Source organism: Myroides sp. DF42-4-2 (assembly GCF_030326445.1).
Classification (GTDB): Bacteria; Bacteroidota; Bacteroidia; order Flavobacteriales; family Flavobacteriaceae; genus Flavobacterium.
Genome location: NZ_JACAKI010000010.1, coordinates 22,971 through 38,734 on the forward strand (window position 1 = coordinate 22,971; position 15,764 = coordinate 38,734).

Below are 15,764 nucleotides of genomic sequence, written 5' to 3' on the forward strand. Positions count from 1 at the left end.
CTCTTTTATCGTTGGTTTTTTGCGAATTATAAAACTGCCTCTAAACTAAGAATAGCCTTGTGTTTCTTGCTTCTTTTTGACGAGATTTTTGAGAATAGTGGTCGTTCAAAAGTCAAGATGGGTCAAATATTAATCGATAGAAATAAATGAGAAATAGCAAGGAATGCGTATTTTTGGATATCTAAAAAAAAGAAGTGATGGGATTATTTAATTGGTTGAAAAAAGAGCAACCTAAAAAGCAGGCGGAAACAACATCCAAAGAAGCAGTCGAACAAGCAGTCGAAGCTACCGATAGTTTGTTGTTGGCTATGCCGATGTTTGAAAAAGGCGAAAAATATAGTATTGAAGCTGTGTTAGCCTACCTCACTCAAACGTGGGGGTATGAAATAGAAGGGCAAGATTATGACGATACAACTGCTGTATTAACTACTCAAGGGACGATGTTTGCAATCGCTTTTATGCCTGCGCCTATCCCTGAAAACGATGTTCAGCATAGCGCTCAATTCGCTTATAATTGGGAAACTGTCTTGGAAGATATCCAAGAAGTGGATAGTCACGCGATAGTTTCTGTAGTTAGTGGCGCTATGGATGTTGTTGAGCGTCATCTTTTGTTGTCGCGTATTTTATTCGCTATCATGGCTACTACGCCCGCTTGCGTAGGGGTATACCAAGGAAGTCAAACCTTGTTGATTCCACGTGAACAATATTTGGACTACGCCCAAGAGTTAGAAGAAGGAAAAGTAGTAGTTCCACTTTGGATTTATATTGGTTTACGTACAACCACAGAAGGAAATAGCCTTTATACGTATGGATTATCAGGCTTTGGCAAGCAAGAAATCGAAATTGTCAATTCTCCTTTAGCCTTAGATGAACTATACGGTTTTCTTGTCAATATATGTTCGTATGTAATAGGGAGCGATGTGGTATTACAGCATGGGGAAACGCTTGGTTATACGGCGGAGCAAAAGATAAATATTACCTCTTCTGCAGGAGTGTTTGTTGAAGGTCAAACATTGAAGTTAGCCATGTAAAGGGGGGAAACCCTATTTTTTATTAACCTTAGGCTTTTTATTTCCTAGTAGTTTGAATAAAAAAACAGTAAAAATGTTTTTATATAATTAACGTACAAAGCAAACTTTTGTTTATTAGTTTTCAAGAAAAGAAATAAGATCTTACCTATTGTTGTTTTAAACTCAAATTTGGTTGGGAAAAAGGTATATTTATAACAAAATTTAGAGTGCTTTTAAAATAAAGGATTTTTAAAAATTATTGGTTTGCTTGGTTAAAAGATAATGAAAAACTATATTTGTTATTAAATATTTATACAAACTCAAAAGAAATGGATGATAATCTAAAGTTGACACCAGCAGATAAGTGGATTGTTGCACCTGTAAATAAATTTATGCAAAAGTCTACATCTGGAGGGATAATATTATTTATTGCTGCCTTGATTGCCATTTTTATGGCGAATTCTGCTTGGGCAGATCAATACACTGCTTTTTGGGAAGAAAATCACATTGCCTTTTCCTTTAATGAATTTTCGTTAAATCACTCATTGAAACATTGGGTAAACGATGGATTAATGGCTATTTTCTTCTTTGTTGTTGGTTTAGAATTAAAAAGGGAATTAACCACAGGAGAATTGTCTTCACCCAAAAAAGCAATGCTACCGATTATTGCGGCGATTGGAGGTATGGTTGTACCAGCTTCTATTTACGCTATTTTTAATGCGGGAACAGATGCTGCGCATGGATGGGGAATTCCAATGGCAACGGATATTGCGTTTGCTTTGGGGGTATTGTATTTACTAGGCGACAAAGTACCAACATCCTTGAAGGTGTTTTTAACTGCTTTGGCAATTGCGGATGATTTAGGCGCCGTAATGGTTATTGCTATTTTTTATACAGAACAGTTGTCGTTGATTAATTTAGGCATCGGGTTGGGCTTTTTCGGGTTGTTGATTATTAGTAACTTAATTGGAATTCGAAATACACTTTACTACGCTATTATTGGAATTGGGGGGATTTGGTTGGCATTTATGTTATCCGGTGTTCACGCGACAATTGCGGCAGTTTTAGCAGCATTTGCTATTCCGTCTACTGCAAAAATTCACGAGCCATTTTTCCGCAAGAAACTTGATCAACTTAGAAACAGATTTAACAGCATTGATCCTAATGACAAGATACCCAACCTAACAGGGGAGCAGATGGATTGTGTTGAGGAGATCAAAGATTTGGCTAAAAACAGCTTGCCACCAGCGATTCGCTTGGAGCACAGCATGCACAATTTCGTTGCTTTCTTCGTTATGCCTGTGTTTGCTTTAGCTAATGCTGCGATTCCAGTTAACATGAGTGAAGGCGAAGGTTTAAGTGCAGTAACAATAGGAGTAGCTTTGGGTTTACTCGTTGGAAAAGTGCTTGGTGTTTTCGGTCTTACGGCTTTGGTTATTAAGTCAGGCCTTGCTAAAATGCCTGAGGGAATGACATACAAAAACCTATTCGGATTGGGGTTATTAGCCGCTATTGGATTTACCATGTCTCTGTTCGTAACAGAATTAGCTTTTGATATTAACATACATCCGGAGTTTCCAGGTCAAGCGAAATTGGGGATTCTAATTGCTTCTGGTTTAGGAGGATTATTGGGATTCATCGTCTTGAGTTTGGTTGGGAAACCCAAGAAGTAAAAGCATATACACAATAAAAAAGCCGAATATAACGCGTTATATTCGGCTTTTTTATTGTGTACCTTAGTCTTTCTTTTTCTTTGCTGCTCGTTTGGCTTCAACCGCACGATTTCTTGGCTTTGTTTTTCTTGGTTTTCTCTTCCCAGGTCCACCCAAGTTAACTTTGGTATTCTTTTCTTTTTTGGCGTGAAAAGCAGCTCCTTTTTCTAATGGCTTTTTCACTTTAACCAATTGCTTGGCTTTGAGTTTTGATTTTTCAAACTCCATTAGTTTGTCCGAAATCTCAACGGTAGCAGGAATTTCCATAGGGCGTAATTCCTTTTCCATCAATTCTTCTGCTTCCAAAAGCATTTCCTCTTCTTTGGGGTCAACAAAAGAAATAGCAATCCCCGTTTTATCTGCACGTCCTGTACGACCAATACGGTGAATGTATTGTTCCGGAGAATCGGTAAACTGTAAATTGATGACATGGCTAATATCAGAGATATCTAATCCACGCGCCATAATATCAGTAGTCAACAAACCTCTTAGAACATTGGCTTGAAATTCAGCCATAGAACGCAAACGGAAGTTTTGAGATTTATTTGAGTGAATAACTGTAAACTCCTCTGGGAATGCCTCTTCTAATTGTTCCATCACAATATCAGCTAAACGCTTGCTGTTGATGAAAATAAGTACGCGATTGAATTCCTCTTTGTTTTGTAACAAGTCCATCAATAGGTTCATCTTCGTATAGAAGTTGGGCACGAGATATACTTGTTGATCGATTTTTTCCAGAGGCGTTCCAGAAGCAGCAAGTGATACTTCTTCTGGGAAATCAAAAAAGTCTTCCAACACTTCATCTACTTCTTCTGTCATGGTAGCAGAAAACAAAATATTTTGTCTTTTGCTTCTCATCATGGCTAAGATTGAAGTTAACTGTGTTCTAAAACCTAAGTTTAGTATTTCGTCAAATTCGTCAATAACTAGTTTTTGTAGGTTGTCAAAGCGCAACACACCATCCAGTGCTAAGTCCATCATACGACCAGGTGTTCCCACTAAAATATCGACACCGTCGTAAACTGCTTTGCGTTGTGTGTTGATATTGGTTCCACCATAAACACCTAACGAGCGAATTGACATGTATTGTGTTAGTTTATTCACTTCATCAACAACCTGAACAACCAATTCGCGTGTTGGTACAATAATAACAACACGAGGTGTATCCACTTGGGCAAATTTCCACTGTTTTAAAATGGGAAGTAAATAAGCATATGTTTTACCTGTACCTGTTTGTGCAATTCCCATCACATCTCTTCCAGATAAAATAACGGGAAATGATTTGGATTGAATTGGTGTAGGTGTAGTAATTTGAAGCTCATCTAGGGCTTTTTGTAAAGCTTTCGGTAGATTAAATTGCTCGAAAGTATGCATAAAATATCTTATTTGGACAAAGATACGTTTTTTTACGCACGTAGTAGATATTGTAAGTAAATTGAATAAAAGGGATGGATCTACTAAAGGATTTTTTTGATTACGCGTAGTTTATGGGTGTGTTTTCCTGAGTCTACATTGTAGATACCCAAATGATCCAAACGATCAATACGCACTTTGCCATGTGCGTGAATAATGTAGTTATTGTCCATTATAATTCCTACGTGAATAATATTGCCTTCGGCATTGTCAAAAAAGGCTAAATCGCCTGCTTCACTTTCTTCAATAAAGCTCAATGCTTCACCAACGGTAGCTTGTTGAGAGGCGTCTCGTGGAATCACATGTCCATTAATTTTGTATACCATTTGTGTAAATCCAGAACAATCAATACCAAAAGGTGTTTTTCCACCCCAAAGATAAGGGGCGTTCAAATACATAAATGCAGTTTTTACAAATTGACTTTTGGTGAATGTACCTGTTATGGAACGCCCTTCGAATGCGAATTTCATCGGATTGGTTGCGGCGTGTTTGAGTACGTTGAGGTTGCTCCCTAGCGGAATAGACATCAGCTGATTGTCTGCAGAATGTAGAAATTCTACAAAATCTCCTGCGTAAATAGGGGCTGTTTGATTAAGGGTTTCAAATTCATTTCTGTCGATGCATTGAAACTGTTTATTGTCTACCCATCCTTGGTATTGATCAAAAGCCAATTCAATTTTAGACCATTTTTCTGTTTGTTCGAGTACTGTAAACAATTCTCCGAATAGCAATTGAGAAACCAATTCGCTTTTATCGCTTGGTTCTGCGCGTAGAGGAACAATCGAAAGATTACAATAGGCAAACGTCATAGTAGGTCTTTTTATTTAGGGTACAAAAATAAAGATGAGTTTGAAGAAATCAAACCCATCTTTGTATAAATATTAGTGTTGAGCAAAATTATGCTCTTTCAATCACAATAGCAGAAGCACCACCACCACCATTACAGATAGCAGCTGCACCAATTTTAGCGTTGTTTTGTTCTAATACATTTAACAAGGTAACAACGATACGTGCTCCTGAACATCCTAATGGGTGTCCTAAAGCTACAGCACCACCGTTTACGTTGATTTTGTCTGTATTTAAGTCTAAGATTTTAGCATTAGCTAAACCTACAACAGAGAAAGCCTCGTTGAATTCGAAGAAATCAACATCCGCAAGGGATAAGTTTGCTTTTTTCAAGGCAATTGGCAACGCTTTTGCAGGCGCAGTTGTGAACCAAATAGGTTCTTGTGCAGCGTCAGCATAACTTCTGATATAGGCTAATGGTTTTAAACCTAAATCTTTCGCTTTTTCTTCGCTCATTAGTACTACAGCCGCAGCTCCGTCATTGATTGTTGATGCGTTAGCAGCAGTAACTGTTCCTTCTTTTGTAAAAGCAGGACGCAATCCTGAAATCTTGTCTAATTTTACGTTTGAGTATTCCTCGTCTTTTGAAACGATGATTGGTTCGCCTCTGCGTTGTGGAACCTCAACGGGAACAATTTCCATATCAAATTTACCTTCTTCCCAAGCTTTAGCTGAACGCTCGTATGATTGGATGGCGAAAGCATCTTGTTCTTCTCTTGAGATGTTGTGTACTTTTGCTGTATTGTCAGCAGCTACACCCATCGCTTGGTTGTCATATGCATCAACAAGACCGTCATTTTGTAATCCATCCACCAAAGTAGTAGGACCAAATTTTTGTCCATTTCTCATATGTACGTAGTGTGGAATCAAACTCATATTCTCCATACCACCAGCAACAACTACCTCAGCATCTCCAGACATAATTGCTTGTGCTCCTTGCATGATCGCTTTCATTCCTGATGCACAAACTTTGTTTACTGTAGTACATGGAACATTACTGCTTAATCCAGCGTAAATAGCTGCTTGACGTGCTGGTGCTTGTCCAACACCTGCTTGAACAACGTTACCCATTAATACTTCGTCAACTAAATTTACATCTAAATTGATTTTATCAATAGCACCTTTGATCGCAACCGCTCCTAATCTTGTTGCAGGAACCGTAGATAGGGATCCTAAGAAGCTACCAATTGGTGTTCTAGCAGCAGATACAATTACTACTCTTTTACTCATAATGTATAGTGTTTAATAAGTTAGATTTATTTTTGATTCTATAGTTATCGACAAATATACATTATAAATTTATTTGTTAGAATTGTATAGGGAAATAATCCATGATATTAACATTAATCTTCCGTAGGACCTTTTATTTGGTGATTTAAAGGAGGCAATCGGGGAATAAAACGATATCTATGAAGAGGAGAGAGTGATAGAATAGGAAATACAAAGGAAGGATAGGCAGATTATACAGCATAATAGTCCCAGTGTAGCAAAAAAAAAGCAAAAAAAAATATAAGGTATGTGCTTGATAGATAATTGATTTGTTCGGGAGGTGTATTTTTTTTAAATTTTTATGTTGGAAATATTTGGAAACAACGAAAACTCGTGCTACTTTTGCATCCGCATTACAGAAGATAAGTCTTCTTAAAGCAACGGAGAGGTGCCGGAGTGGTAACGGAGCAGATTGCTAATCTGTCGACTGGTAACGGTCGCCAGGGTTCGAGTCCCTGTCTCTCCGCTTCTTCGGGGTGTAGCGTAGCCCGGTCATCGCGCCTGGTTTGGGACCAGGAGGTCGCAGGTTCGAATCCTGCCACCCCGACCACTACAATTAGTGTAGGGTCCAATAGCTCAGCTGGATAGAGCAACTGCCTTCTAAGCAGTAGGTCTCAGGTTCGAATCCTGATTGGATCACGAAAAAGTCTTAACGAGAGTTAGGACTTTTTTTGTTTTTATGTAAGCCGTGGATTTTATTTGTACTTTTAACTCGTTCGATCCCGTCAACTTCATCTAGTATCGAACGTATAAAATACGTATCTCGACAGGTAGATTCGCTTTAAAAGAATTTTATCCATGAATATTATTACCCTTCCTAACGATCTGAATCTTGATGGTATGGCCACCATTCAACTATTTGATTATCGCAGTTCCCAAGAAGTAGCTCGACAACAAATCGCGCTCAACCAAAATACATTTAGCTTTTTGCTTGAGGGAACTAAAGAAGTTGTTTTTGAAGATGCACTACAGTCCATTGACCCCGCGAAATTCTTACTGATGAAAGCTGGACATTGTTTAATGACAGAACAATTGTCAAAAGCCAATAGCTACCGAAGTGTCTTGTTGTTTTTTTCCAATGAGATGATTTATAAGTTCATCCAAAAATATGAAGTAGTGCAAAAGAAGCCGAATGACTATAAAACGGTGTATGCTTTCGATTACGATGCCTTTATTCGTCGTTTTGTATGCAGTTTACTCGATATTGCTACCTTGTCAAAAGAAATTCAACAGCATTTATTAGCGGTCAAATTAGACGAAATTCTGTGGTATTTGGTCGAAATAAATGGAAAAGATATGCTCTACTCACTGGTGTATACAACGGATGATAGCGTACAAAAGTTTACCCGCATAATCGAAAGCAATCAGCTGCGTAAATCGACGCTGAAAGAGCTTGCTTTCTTGTGTAATATGAGTGAGTCAACTTGTAAGCGAATGTTTAAAAAACACTATGGAGAATCGCCTATGCGTTGGTTTCAAAACAAGCGATTAGAACAGGCACATTATTTATTGACGGTGGAAAAGAAAACGGCTTCGGAAATTTATCTTGAAGTAGGCTATGAAAGTCTATCGAGTTTTGTTCAAGCCTATCGTGTAAAATATGGACACACGCCCAAACAACATCATAAAATGTGACCTTTTAGCTACAGTTTTTGAGCCCTTATCTATCTGTCTTTGATCGATACAAGGCTACTTTTGTTGGAAATAATAATTCAACTAGAATGAAAAAAGCTCAGTTACTTGTACTGCTGTTTTTGACCGTATCAACGGCAGCATTTGCACAAAAAACATTTACCTTATCGAGTAAAGATTTAGGAGGAGAAGGAACAAAAACATTGGAATTTAATGGGTTTGGATGTAATGGAAATAACCAATCTCCTCAATTGTATTGGGAAAATGCACCGGAGGGAACGCAAAGTTTTGCTATTACTATGTATGATCCAGATGCGCCAACAGGAAGTGGATTCTGGCATTGGGTGGTCTTTGATATTCCATCAACTGTAAGCGAATTAGTCGCTAATGCAGGAAATATTTCCCTTGATCTAGCACCCAAAGGAGCAATTCAGAGTATGACCGATTACGGCAGTAGAGGATTCGGAGGACCTTGTCCACCAGAAGGACATGGATTTCATCAATATATTATCACAGTTTACGCCTTAAAGACAACCAAATTGGGATTAGATGCGCAGGTAAATCCAGCACTTGTTGGGTTTAATCTTTGGAATCAAACGCTTGCAAAAGCTAGTATTGTGGCGTACTATAAACGATAAATCTATTTCGTTTTGCAATGAGCGAAGACTTGTTTTGAAGCGGGAAGGTGTATCTCACTGGGATACGTTTAAATGTTTGAAAGAAAAAAGGTCTTTGGTTTCCCAAAGACCTTTTTTGTGCTATTTCCTATGCCTTACGCTAGTTCAACGCAAGAGTATTTTTTGCTTTATTGTAGCGAATCTGAAAAGAACAGCTTAGACTTTCTTTGGTGGAAGATCGAAGGCAACTGCTTTGTGTTCAAAATGTCCATTGTGTGCACCATCACAAAACGGTTTGTTTTTAGAAAGGCCACAACGACAAATGGATACTACTGTTCTTCCTTGTAATCCGTAGGTATTTCCATTGCGATCTACAATTTCAAAATCCCCTTCGATCTTTACCGATCCGTTATTGTTGATGGTTAGTTTTGTTTTTGACATGTCTATTTGAGTTTCGTTATTTTATACGAAAATAAAATAATAAAATGAGGATGTAGAACCTATAGTTCTATTTAGACAGATTCCTTTTTAGTATACTCATCTAAAATGGACAGCTTAGAAGAAATAGTTAAGGGTTTACAGTATGAGGTTAACCGTTGACACATCCGATGGCGCGCATTTGATCCGTGCCTTCATCTATCCATCCAACTATTTTTAGGGTTTTGAAATAGGTACTATGAATATCCGTTGCTTTGTATTTTGTTTACATTGTTCTATAGATTTAAACAAATAGTATTACCGCACGATTAAAAATCCGCGCAATTGGGGGTTACTGTATAGAAATCTGGTGTAGTAATTGGACGTTTATTGCTGTAAATATTCTCATATTTTGTTAACTCAATTAAATTTTATTACTGTGTTAAGGAAAAAACAAAAACACTTGGTTAGAAGTGTTTTTGTTTTTTAAACTAAAGTGAAAATTATTTATTGTGTTCTTTTTTTTCAAAGCTTATGAATCTTGTAAATATGAAACCAAATAAAAAAGCTATTAGTAAAGCTACATAAAACATAATGTCTTTATAAAAGCAAAACTTAGTAGTCCATAGAACATTAATACTGCCTTTAAAGTAAAATATAAATGTAAACAATAAGGTGGCTACTAAGATTATTATTTTTTTTTTCATTAGTTATCTTAGTTTAAATTTATAATTACGTTACTAGTTTCGGAGGCTTCTTGTAGGTCTATTAAGCTAATTTGAAGTTCTTTAAAAGTTTCTTCTTTATATAATCCATTACCTTGATAATCCAAGGAAGGTTTGATAGGATTTATTCCTTTAAATCTAGGATCATTTGGATAATATGAAATCTATACTTGCCTCAAATGATGCATAAATAGGATATAAAATTTCGTAATCTTCCTTTGTTAACTCTTTGTGAGCAAGCATACTTTTCTTTTGGTCAAGAAAAGTAATTTTTAAATTATCTAAAGGACTGTTGTAAATCTTACTATATAATTCTGACAATAGAGAAGAAACTTGCTTAGAATAATTAAATTTATAGTTAATGTTAATTCTAATAGTATCAGTATTATTTACTTCTTTTGTTTTTACAAAATTTTCATTTTTGTTAAAAGCTTCTAAAGTATATTTTTCAACTTCTTCAAAATTCTTATCCCAATTATCTATTATACTCTTATACATGTCTGATTTAATAGATTCGTAATTTTTATTGAAATGATTTTTTTCACTATTGAGCGTAAAATCATTCTTAAGATCTAAAGAACTTTCGTGATTACAAGCAAATCCTAATAAGCACAAAGATAGAATAGTTAGTAGTTTTTTGTTCATTTTTTTAAAATAATTACAAAGTGATAATAAATTACAATAAGTAAAGTGATTTGTCTCTTATGTGAAGATGAAGTATGTGTTTTTCTCTTGTAGGATATGTGAAAGATTAATCAATTTTTAATCTTTAAGTTTTTATTTTTATTTCAATGATAGCCCTGGAAACTGGTTATATAGAAATATTTATTATGATTGAAAAGATACATTAACGTTTTTCTTTTCATACTTGCTTCAATTGACTAGGTTGGTTTTTTAAACTTTTTTGTAGACATAGTTAAAATAAATGGGTAGATCTATAATTGTAATATCTAAATTAAAAATAGTTGACACTGTATGAAGCAGTTGTTCAAATGTGATAGCAGGAAACGCTTTACCTAAATCTAGATTTGCTTGGGAAGAGGTGATTGCATCGATTGAATCTCTACTAATTTATATGTCAGTCTTATGTTAGGATAAAAGAGTCTCAATGGGAATTGAAACTTTGTTATTTGTGGTTCTTCGGCTCTTTTAGATTTATTGCTAGAGAGGGGATTACGTAAAGTAAAATAACTCTAATAATATATAGGTAACTGTAAGGACTAACCCAACAATGTAATATTTATTATTATTTTTAATCCCTGTTTTATTTGATTTAATTAATAAAAATAATATAATTATAGTCAATAAAATATTTGGTGCGAGTCTTATTAAGTGTGTATTCATTTTATTTAATATTTCGATTCCATAAAGCGAGAGCGTATTTGAAGGTGTTTAACGCGTTAAAATGAATCTCTTGCTCTAGCTCATTCAGCGTTTTATTTTGTTTAACTTCTTCAATTTTTTTATCAAAATAAGTCTCAACATCAAGATCTTTTGCATCTGCAGTTTCAATTAATACCTTTTTAAAATAGGTAGGAACTTTATCGTCTTCATAATTTTCTTGTATAATAGAAACAATATTGTCAATAAAGATGTCAGTGTCCAATTCATCAAATGTTTTAGAGAATTTATCTAAATCACTAACTAGCTTTTTTTTATCAAAAATACTTTCGACTTCTTTTGTGGACATCGAAAAAGATGTTGATAATTTAGTAACAAGAGGTGCATGTAAGGTATCTACAAAATCAGTTGAATTCTTAAATTTATTTAAGTTATCATTAATAAATTCAACAATGAATTTATTGTGTGCAAATCCAACCTGCTGATTTAGATTGTCAAAATGCTGTGCAAATTTATCATCTGCTAGGTAAATCATACTTGGTTGATCCCAATACCAACTCCAAGCACTCGATCCGACTCCACCAATTACGATACCAACTGCTGTACCAAGAGGCCCTAAAGCTGTTCCAGCTGCTCCCCATACATATGCACCAGCTGCGTCAGTAGCAGCATGGTAATCCATTCTTTTTAGGCATAATTTTATCTTTTTGAATTTGAATAAAAGTACTTTTTCTATTACTCTATAATGACTATTTGTGGTCTTTTGTTAAATTTTTAACTAAAAAAATATATAAAACAAATAATAAGATATTTTTTTTATAGTAATGATAATAAGTTTTGTGCTCTAAATGTTGGATAAATGTTAAAAAATAATACGTTTTTATTCATTAAGGTGAAGTTCTGAATTAATCCGTTACACGAGTTATTCTTAGGTATAAACTAGTAACGAACTACCACGCGCGTTTAGCCGTTACAATAGGTTTCGTTAGATCAAACACCACATTAAAGCTAGTTTTAGCACCCGCACGTTGTAGATTATAGCTATATTCCTCCTCGTTAATGGTTACCCACCATAGGTTAGATGCTGCCGCGGGAATGCTCTGGGCTGTTTCTTGATCTGCGGGAAAATACTGTATTGTATCGTTTCCTGTATTGGTGGTTGTTCCTCCATACATGGTGATTTCATCCGGTTGACCGTTGGGTTGACGGTGGTCGTGTTTAAGTTCCAGTCGATCGCCTTTGAGGGTAAATACCCAAGTACGAGAAAGGTCATCCCCAACAAAAAAAGCAATTTTTACCTCTCGATTTGTACAGGATGAAACATACATGATGAGTTCCTTATTTTCAAAATCGGCTGGGATAGGCGTGGAAACAATTTTTCCTTTATAGGCCTTGCCACAGTGTTGTGCGAGGTTAGTCGTGAATTGTTCGGGATAGTTAGGTGTCGTTTGCGCTTGTGTTTGCACCATACTGAAGATACTTAGTAGTAATGCGATTGTTATTTTTTTCATTGTTGTACAGTTGTTATGTAGGTAAATATAGGAGTATAAATCAATTTACACTAAACAGAGGGAAAGGTGGGGAATAGTAGTATTGTAACATTCGCAATTAATCATATACTATTCAAATATATATTGCATTAAAATTTATATTTTTGGGTAAAGCTAAAAAAATGTATAGAATTACGGATAAAATAGTTTCAGTGCAGGGACAAGAGATAGCTGTTCAGCTGTATACCCAGGATCGGCCTACTACGGAAACAACCTTAGTGTTGTTGCACGATTCTTTGGGAAGTATAGCATTATGGCGCGATTGGCCAGGTTTGTTAGCCGAGCATTTGCAGTGTGATGTTATGGTTTATGATCGCGTGGGCTATGGAAAATCCCAACCTATGCAAACTTCTTTTCGCGAGCGAAACTACTTGGAACAAGAAGGGGAGTTTTTAGAGGCTTTGCGCCAAGTTTTGCAGTTGGGTAAAATTGCCGTTTTTGGACATAGTGATGGGGCTTCTATTGCACTTTGGTATGGTATCTTATACCCAGAACATACAGCGGCTATGGTTATTGAGGCTGGTCATGTCTTTGTGGAAGAGGAGACTTTGCAAGGTGTACGAGATGCGAAAAAAGCTTATGAAGAGACAGAATTAAGGCATCGTTTGGCTAAATATCACGGAGAACGCGTGGAAAAGCTGTGCTATGCTTGGTTTGATATCTGGTTGGACCCAGCGTATCGCGATTGGACGATGGTGGCAGAATTGTCTCGTATTACCTCTCCTTTACTTTTTTTACAAGGTGATTTAGACGAGTATGGTTCTTTGGCACAAGTGGAACAAACCCTCCAACATGTAAGTGGGGTAGCAGAAAAGTACATCTTTGAACAAGTGGGACATATCCCCCATAAAGAGCAAAAGGAGACAACCTTAACTCTGATTGTCTCCTTTTTAAATCGCTATTTATAAGCTGAGTAAATGCTCAATTTTTTCGTAAAATAGTTGTTCAATTCTCGGGTCTTTTGCCTGTAAATAGGAAGATCGCAAGCTGTTTAAGTATTGATCTAAATTCGTGATTACACTGCCTTTTGCCAATTCAAAAGGCTCTTGCAGATTCTTGGCTTTAATTGTTTCTAGGGCAGTTTTAATGTATGTTTCTTTGTCCATTTTGGAATTTATAATGAAGTTTAGTTCCCAGTTTAGTTCAACCGTTAACCAATTTATCTCGGTAACTCGATGGTATAGGTTTTACCTTTGGTTTTTAAGTTTGTATTGACTAACCACGGGTTATATAGTTTCAAAATTTTGTAGTTTGAACCTTGTTCTTGTGCAAACATCGGTAGATCTTCTATATCATTGCTTACTGTAATGGTACGCATGGGAATAGGAGGATATTTATCTGCTTTGGGAATATTGTATCCGTAGCGCTCGGGATGGCTCATAATTTCTTTCATTGCAAGGATGCGGAATACATAACGAGAAGTTTCTTGATTTAGAAACAAATCGTAATAGTTGTCTACATATTGGGAGTTCATGGCTTTGGTCATTCCCGCCATTCCTCTGTTATATGCTGCGGCAACCATCGTCCAAGAACCAAAGCGATTTTTAGCGTCGTTGAAGTATTTACAAGCGGCTTCTGTCGCCTTTTCTAAGTGGTAACGCTCGTCTACAGTATCGTCAACGGTCAGGTTGTATTCGCCAGCAGTACCTTTCATGAATTGCCAGAATCCTGTAGCTCCTGCTGAAGAAACTACGTTGGACAAAGTACTTTCGATGACACAAAGGTATTTGAAGTCATCGGGTATATTATTTTTTTTCAAAATTGGTTCAATGATAGGAAAGTAGCGTTCAGCTCTTTTGATCACGAGAGTTGTGGATGAATGTAGGTTAGCGTTGATAATCATTTCGCGGTCAAAGCGCTCTTTGACATCAATAATGTCTAGCGGGGCTGATTCTCCAGCAAAATTTGCAGTTAGCGGTAAAGAAACGTGGTGTTCTGTTGGGCTTTTTTGTTCCGTATTTTGATCAGATGCGCTGTGTGCAGTTGCAAAGATAAACGTAGAAGCCACCCCGACAACTGCTGTTGTGTAAAGTGCGTTTTTTAGATTTTTTTTCATAGTTATTCTAGTATAATTTTTTGTAGATTTTCGTTAAACCATTTGTACTTCACTAGGATCATTGCATGAGTCCCCCCTTTTACTTTAATTGCATTTTTTATGTTTTTTATAGGAAAGATTTCGTCTTTTGTACCGTGAATGTGGATGACCTGATCCAACGCTTCTTTCTGATTCCACGTTACTATCGCTTGAATGCACCAATTGAGGTAGTGTGGATCTCGAATGGACAAATAGCGATTATACAGTTCCACGCGATTTTTTTGTTTGTCACTTCCGTAGCGAGCAACCAGCTTTAGTAAGAATTCCACGCCATGTGTAGGAATTAACTTGTAGAGCTTGGTGTATTTTGCCCATTTAAAACAGGCGGGAAATTCGCGATTGGAACGAACGCTCGAGATGATAATTGTTTTTTGAACCTCAATGCGCTTGGATAATTCCTGTGCTATAATTCCACCGAAAGAAACGCCCACTAAGATAGGATTATTATGTTGAATCAACGGAATGTATTTCGCGGTGTAATCCAATAAATTTTCGTTCTTTTCACAAGGCAACCATTCTAAAAAATGCAGATCAAAAACAGAAGTATCCCATTTTAATCGTTCAAAAATGAGCGAGGTGGAAGACATGCCCGGGAAGAAATAAATTGGTATTTTGTTCATTTTAAATAAATTAACATACTAAATAGGGACGGTTTGGAAAAAAATGACGAACTTTGATAAATATAGCGATAAAAATAGTTGCATTCGCGGTATATATAATCTAAAAATTTCTTACGATATAATTGTTATGAATAGGGGCATTCGCCACCGTTCTTTTTTTGTTGCTATGAAAAGGAGGTATCAGCATAACATGAAAATATAAAATTTTAGTATAATGGAAATTAAAGACAATGAATTGCTTCGTCAGTTTGAGCTCGAAACCGATCAAGGTTTGCTTAGCGTGGAGTATTCACTACAAGAAAGAAAAATCTTTCTTACCAAGTTAAAGGGGTTCGAGGAAGGTGTTCAAGCGCAATCCATCGATTTTCTAAAAGGGGTACTCGATATTGTTAGAGAAAAAAGACTACGCGTAGTTCCTACCCACCCAAAAATTGTTTCTTTCTTTAGGAAAAATCCTATTTACAAAGAAATGCTTCCTCCAGGGATAAGAATTTAATCCTGTGAGATTTAAAAACCA

At 36.2% G+C, this 15,764-nt stretch carries 16 protein-coding genes and 3 tRNA genes; 9 read left to right on the top strand and 10 right to left on the bottom strand.

Going from position 1 to position 15,764, the window contains the following annotated elements; all coding sequences use genetic code 11:
* Positions 1–197: 197 nt before the first annotated feature.
* Both HX062_RS08940 and nhaA read left to right on the top strand, forming a co-directional pair.
* Positions 198–1,031, top strand: coding sequence for a DUF4261 domain-containing protein (locus tag HX062_RS08940; protein ID WP_286467153.1), 834 nt, complete (start codon positions 198–200; stop codon positions 1,029–1,031).
* A 308-nt stretch (positions 1,032–1,339) separates the two neighbouring features.
* Complete coding sequence (gene nhaA, locus HX062_RS08945) at positions 1,340–2,683, top strand: Na+/H+ antiporter NhaA (protein ID WP_286467154.1); 1,344 nt, start codon at positions 1,340–1,342, stop codon at positions 2,681–2,683.
* A 63-nt stretch (positions 2,684–2,746) separates the two neighbouring features.
* On the opposite strand, the gene HX062_RS08950 is transcribed toward nhaA, so the two are convergent.
* The 3 genes from HX062_RS08950 to HX062_RS08960 all read right to left on the bottom strand — a co-directional run bounded on the left by HX062_RS08950 (position 2,747) and on the right by HX062_RS08960 (position 6,211).
* Positions 2,747–4,096, bottom strand: a complete 1,350-nt coding sequence (locus HX062_RS08950) for a DEAD/DEAH box helicase (RefSeq protein ID WP_182628216.1) — start codon at positions 4,094–4,096, stop codon at positions 2,747–2,749.
* Between the two features lie 83 nt (positions 4,097–4,179).
* A complete protein-coding gene (locus HX062_RS08955) occupies positions 4,180–4,944 on the bottom strand; it encodes a C40 family peptidase (protein ID WP_182628217.1) in 765 nt (254 codons plus the stop codon).
* A gap of 88 nt (positions 4,945–5,032) precedes the next feature.
* Complete coding sequence (locus tag HX062_RS08960; protein WP_182628218.1) at positions 5,033–6,211, bottom strand: acetyl-CoA C-acyltransferase; 1,179 nt, start codon at positions 6,209–6,211, stop codon at positions 5,033–5,035.
* A gap of 421 nt (positions 6,212–6,632) precedes the next feature.
* Between HX062_RS08960 and HX062_RS08965 the strand changes: the two genes are divergently transcribed.
* The 5 genes from HX062_RS08965 (at position 6,633) to HX062_RS08985 (ending at position 8,520) form a co-directional block, all read left to right on the top strand.
* Positions 6,633–6,716, top strand: a tRNA-Ser gene (locus HX062_RS08965).
* 6 nt (positions 6,717–6,722) lie between these two features.
* Positions 6,723–6,800, top strand: a tRNA-Pro gene (locus HX062_RS08970).
* Positions 6,801–6,815: 15 nt separating this feature from the next.
* Positions 6,816–6,889: transfer RNA gene (locus tag HX062_RS08975), tRNA-Arg, on the top strand.
* A 159-nt stretch (positions 6,890–7,048) separates the two neighbouring features.
* Complete coding sequence (locus tag HX062_RS08980) at positions 7,049–7,885, top strand: helix-turn-helix domain-containing protein (RefSeq protein ID WP_286467155.1); 837 nt, start codon at positions 7,049–7,051, stop codon at positions 7,883–7,885.
* Between the two features lie 86 nt (positions 7,886–7,971).
* A complete protein-coding gene (locus tag HX062_RS08985) occupies positions 7,972–8,520 on the top strand; it encodes a YbhB/YbcL family Raf kinase inhibitor-like protein (protein ID WP_286467156.1) in 549 nt (182 codons plus the stop codon).
* Between the two features lie 195 nt (positions 8,521–8,715).
* On the opposite strand, the gene HX062_RS08990 is transcribed toward HX062_RS08985, so the two are convergent.
* The 4 genes from HX062_RS08990 to HX062_RS09005 form a co-directional block, all read right to left on the bottom strand.
* Positions 8,716–8,940 carry a CDGSH iron-sulfur domain-containing protein gene (locus tag HX062_RS08990; RefSeq protein WP_286467157.1) on the bottom strand — a complete coding sequence of 75 codons (225 nt, stop codon included), beginning with the start codon at positions 8,938–8,940 and terminating at the stop codon, positions 8,716–8,718.
* Between the two features lie 845 nt (positions 8,941–9,785).
* Positions 9,786–10,286: a hypothetical protein gene (locus HX062_RS08995; protein WP_286467158.1), complete on the bottom strand. Its 501-nt coding sequence runs from the start codon at positions 10,284–10,286 to the stop codon at positions 9,786–9,788.
* Between the two features lie 700 nt (positions 10,287–10,986).
* Positions 10,987–11,664 carry a hypothetical protein gene (locus HX062_RS09000; protein ID WP_286467159.1) on the bottom strand — a complete coding sequence of 226 codons (678 nt, stop codon included), beginning with the start codon at positions 11,662–11,664 and terminating at the stop codon, positions 10,987–10,989.
* A 268-nt stretch (positions 11,665–11,932) separates the two neighbouring features.
* Complete coding sequence (locus tag HX062_RS09005; protein ID WP_286467160.1) at positions 11,933–12,493, bottom strand: hypothetical protein; 561 nt, start codon at positions 12,491–12,493, stop codon at positions 11,933–11,935.
* Positions 12,494–12,654: 161 nt separating this feature from the next.
* Between HX062_RS09005 and HX062_RS09010 the strand changes: the two genes are divergently transcribed.
* Complete coding sequence (locus tag HX062_RS09010) at positions 12,655–13,440, top strand: alpha/beta fold hydrolase (protein WP_286467161.1); 786 nt, start codon at positions 12,655–12,657, stop codon at positions 13,438–13,440.
* Here the strand turns inward: HX062_RS09010 and HX062_RS09015 are convergent.
* From HX062_RS09015 to HX062_RS09025, 3 genes are read right to left on the bottom strand one after another with little or no spacing between them, the layout of a single operon-like run.
* The gene (locus HX062_RS09015) at positions 13,435–13,638 is read right to left on the bottom strand and encodes a hypothetical protein (protein ID WP_286467162.1); all 204 of its coding nucleotides are present in this window, start codon (positions 13,636–13,638) and stop codon (positions 13,435–13,437) included. The genes HX062_RS09010 and HX062_RS09015 overlap by 6 nt on opposite strands.
* A 53-nt stretch (positions 13,639–13,691) precedes the next feature.
* On the bottom strand, positions 13,692–14,588 hold the full coding sequence (locus HX062_RS09020; RefSeq protein WP_182628225.1) for a lytic transglycosylase domain-containing protein: 897 nt from the start codon (positions 14,586–14,588) through the stop codon (positions 13,692–13,694).
* Between the two features lie 2 nt (positions 14,589–14,590).
* The gene (locus HX062_RS09025; protein ID WP_286467163.1) at positions 14,591–15,247 is read right to left on the bottom strand and encodes an alpha/beta hydrolase; all 657 of its coding nucleotides are present in this window, start codon (positions 15,245–15,247) and stop codon (positions 14,591–14,593) included.
* A 214-nt stretch (positions 15,248–15,461) separates the two neighbouring features.
* Here HX062_RS09025 and HX062_RS09030 point away from each other — a divergent pair, with 214 nt between their 5' ends.
* Positions 15,462–15,743, top strand: a complete 282-nt coding sequence (locus HX062_RS09030) for a GNAT family N-acetyltransferase (RefSeq protein WP_002990470.1) — start codon at positions 15,462–15,464, stop codon at positions 15,741–15,743.
* Positions 15,744–15,764 lie beyond the last annotated feature (21 nt).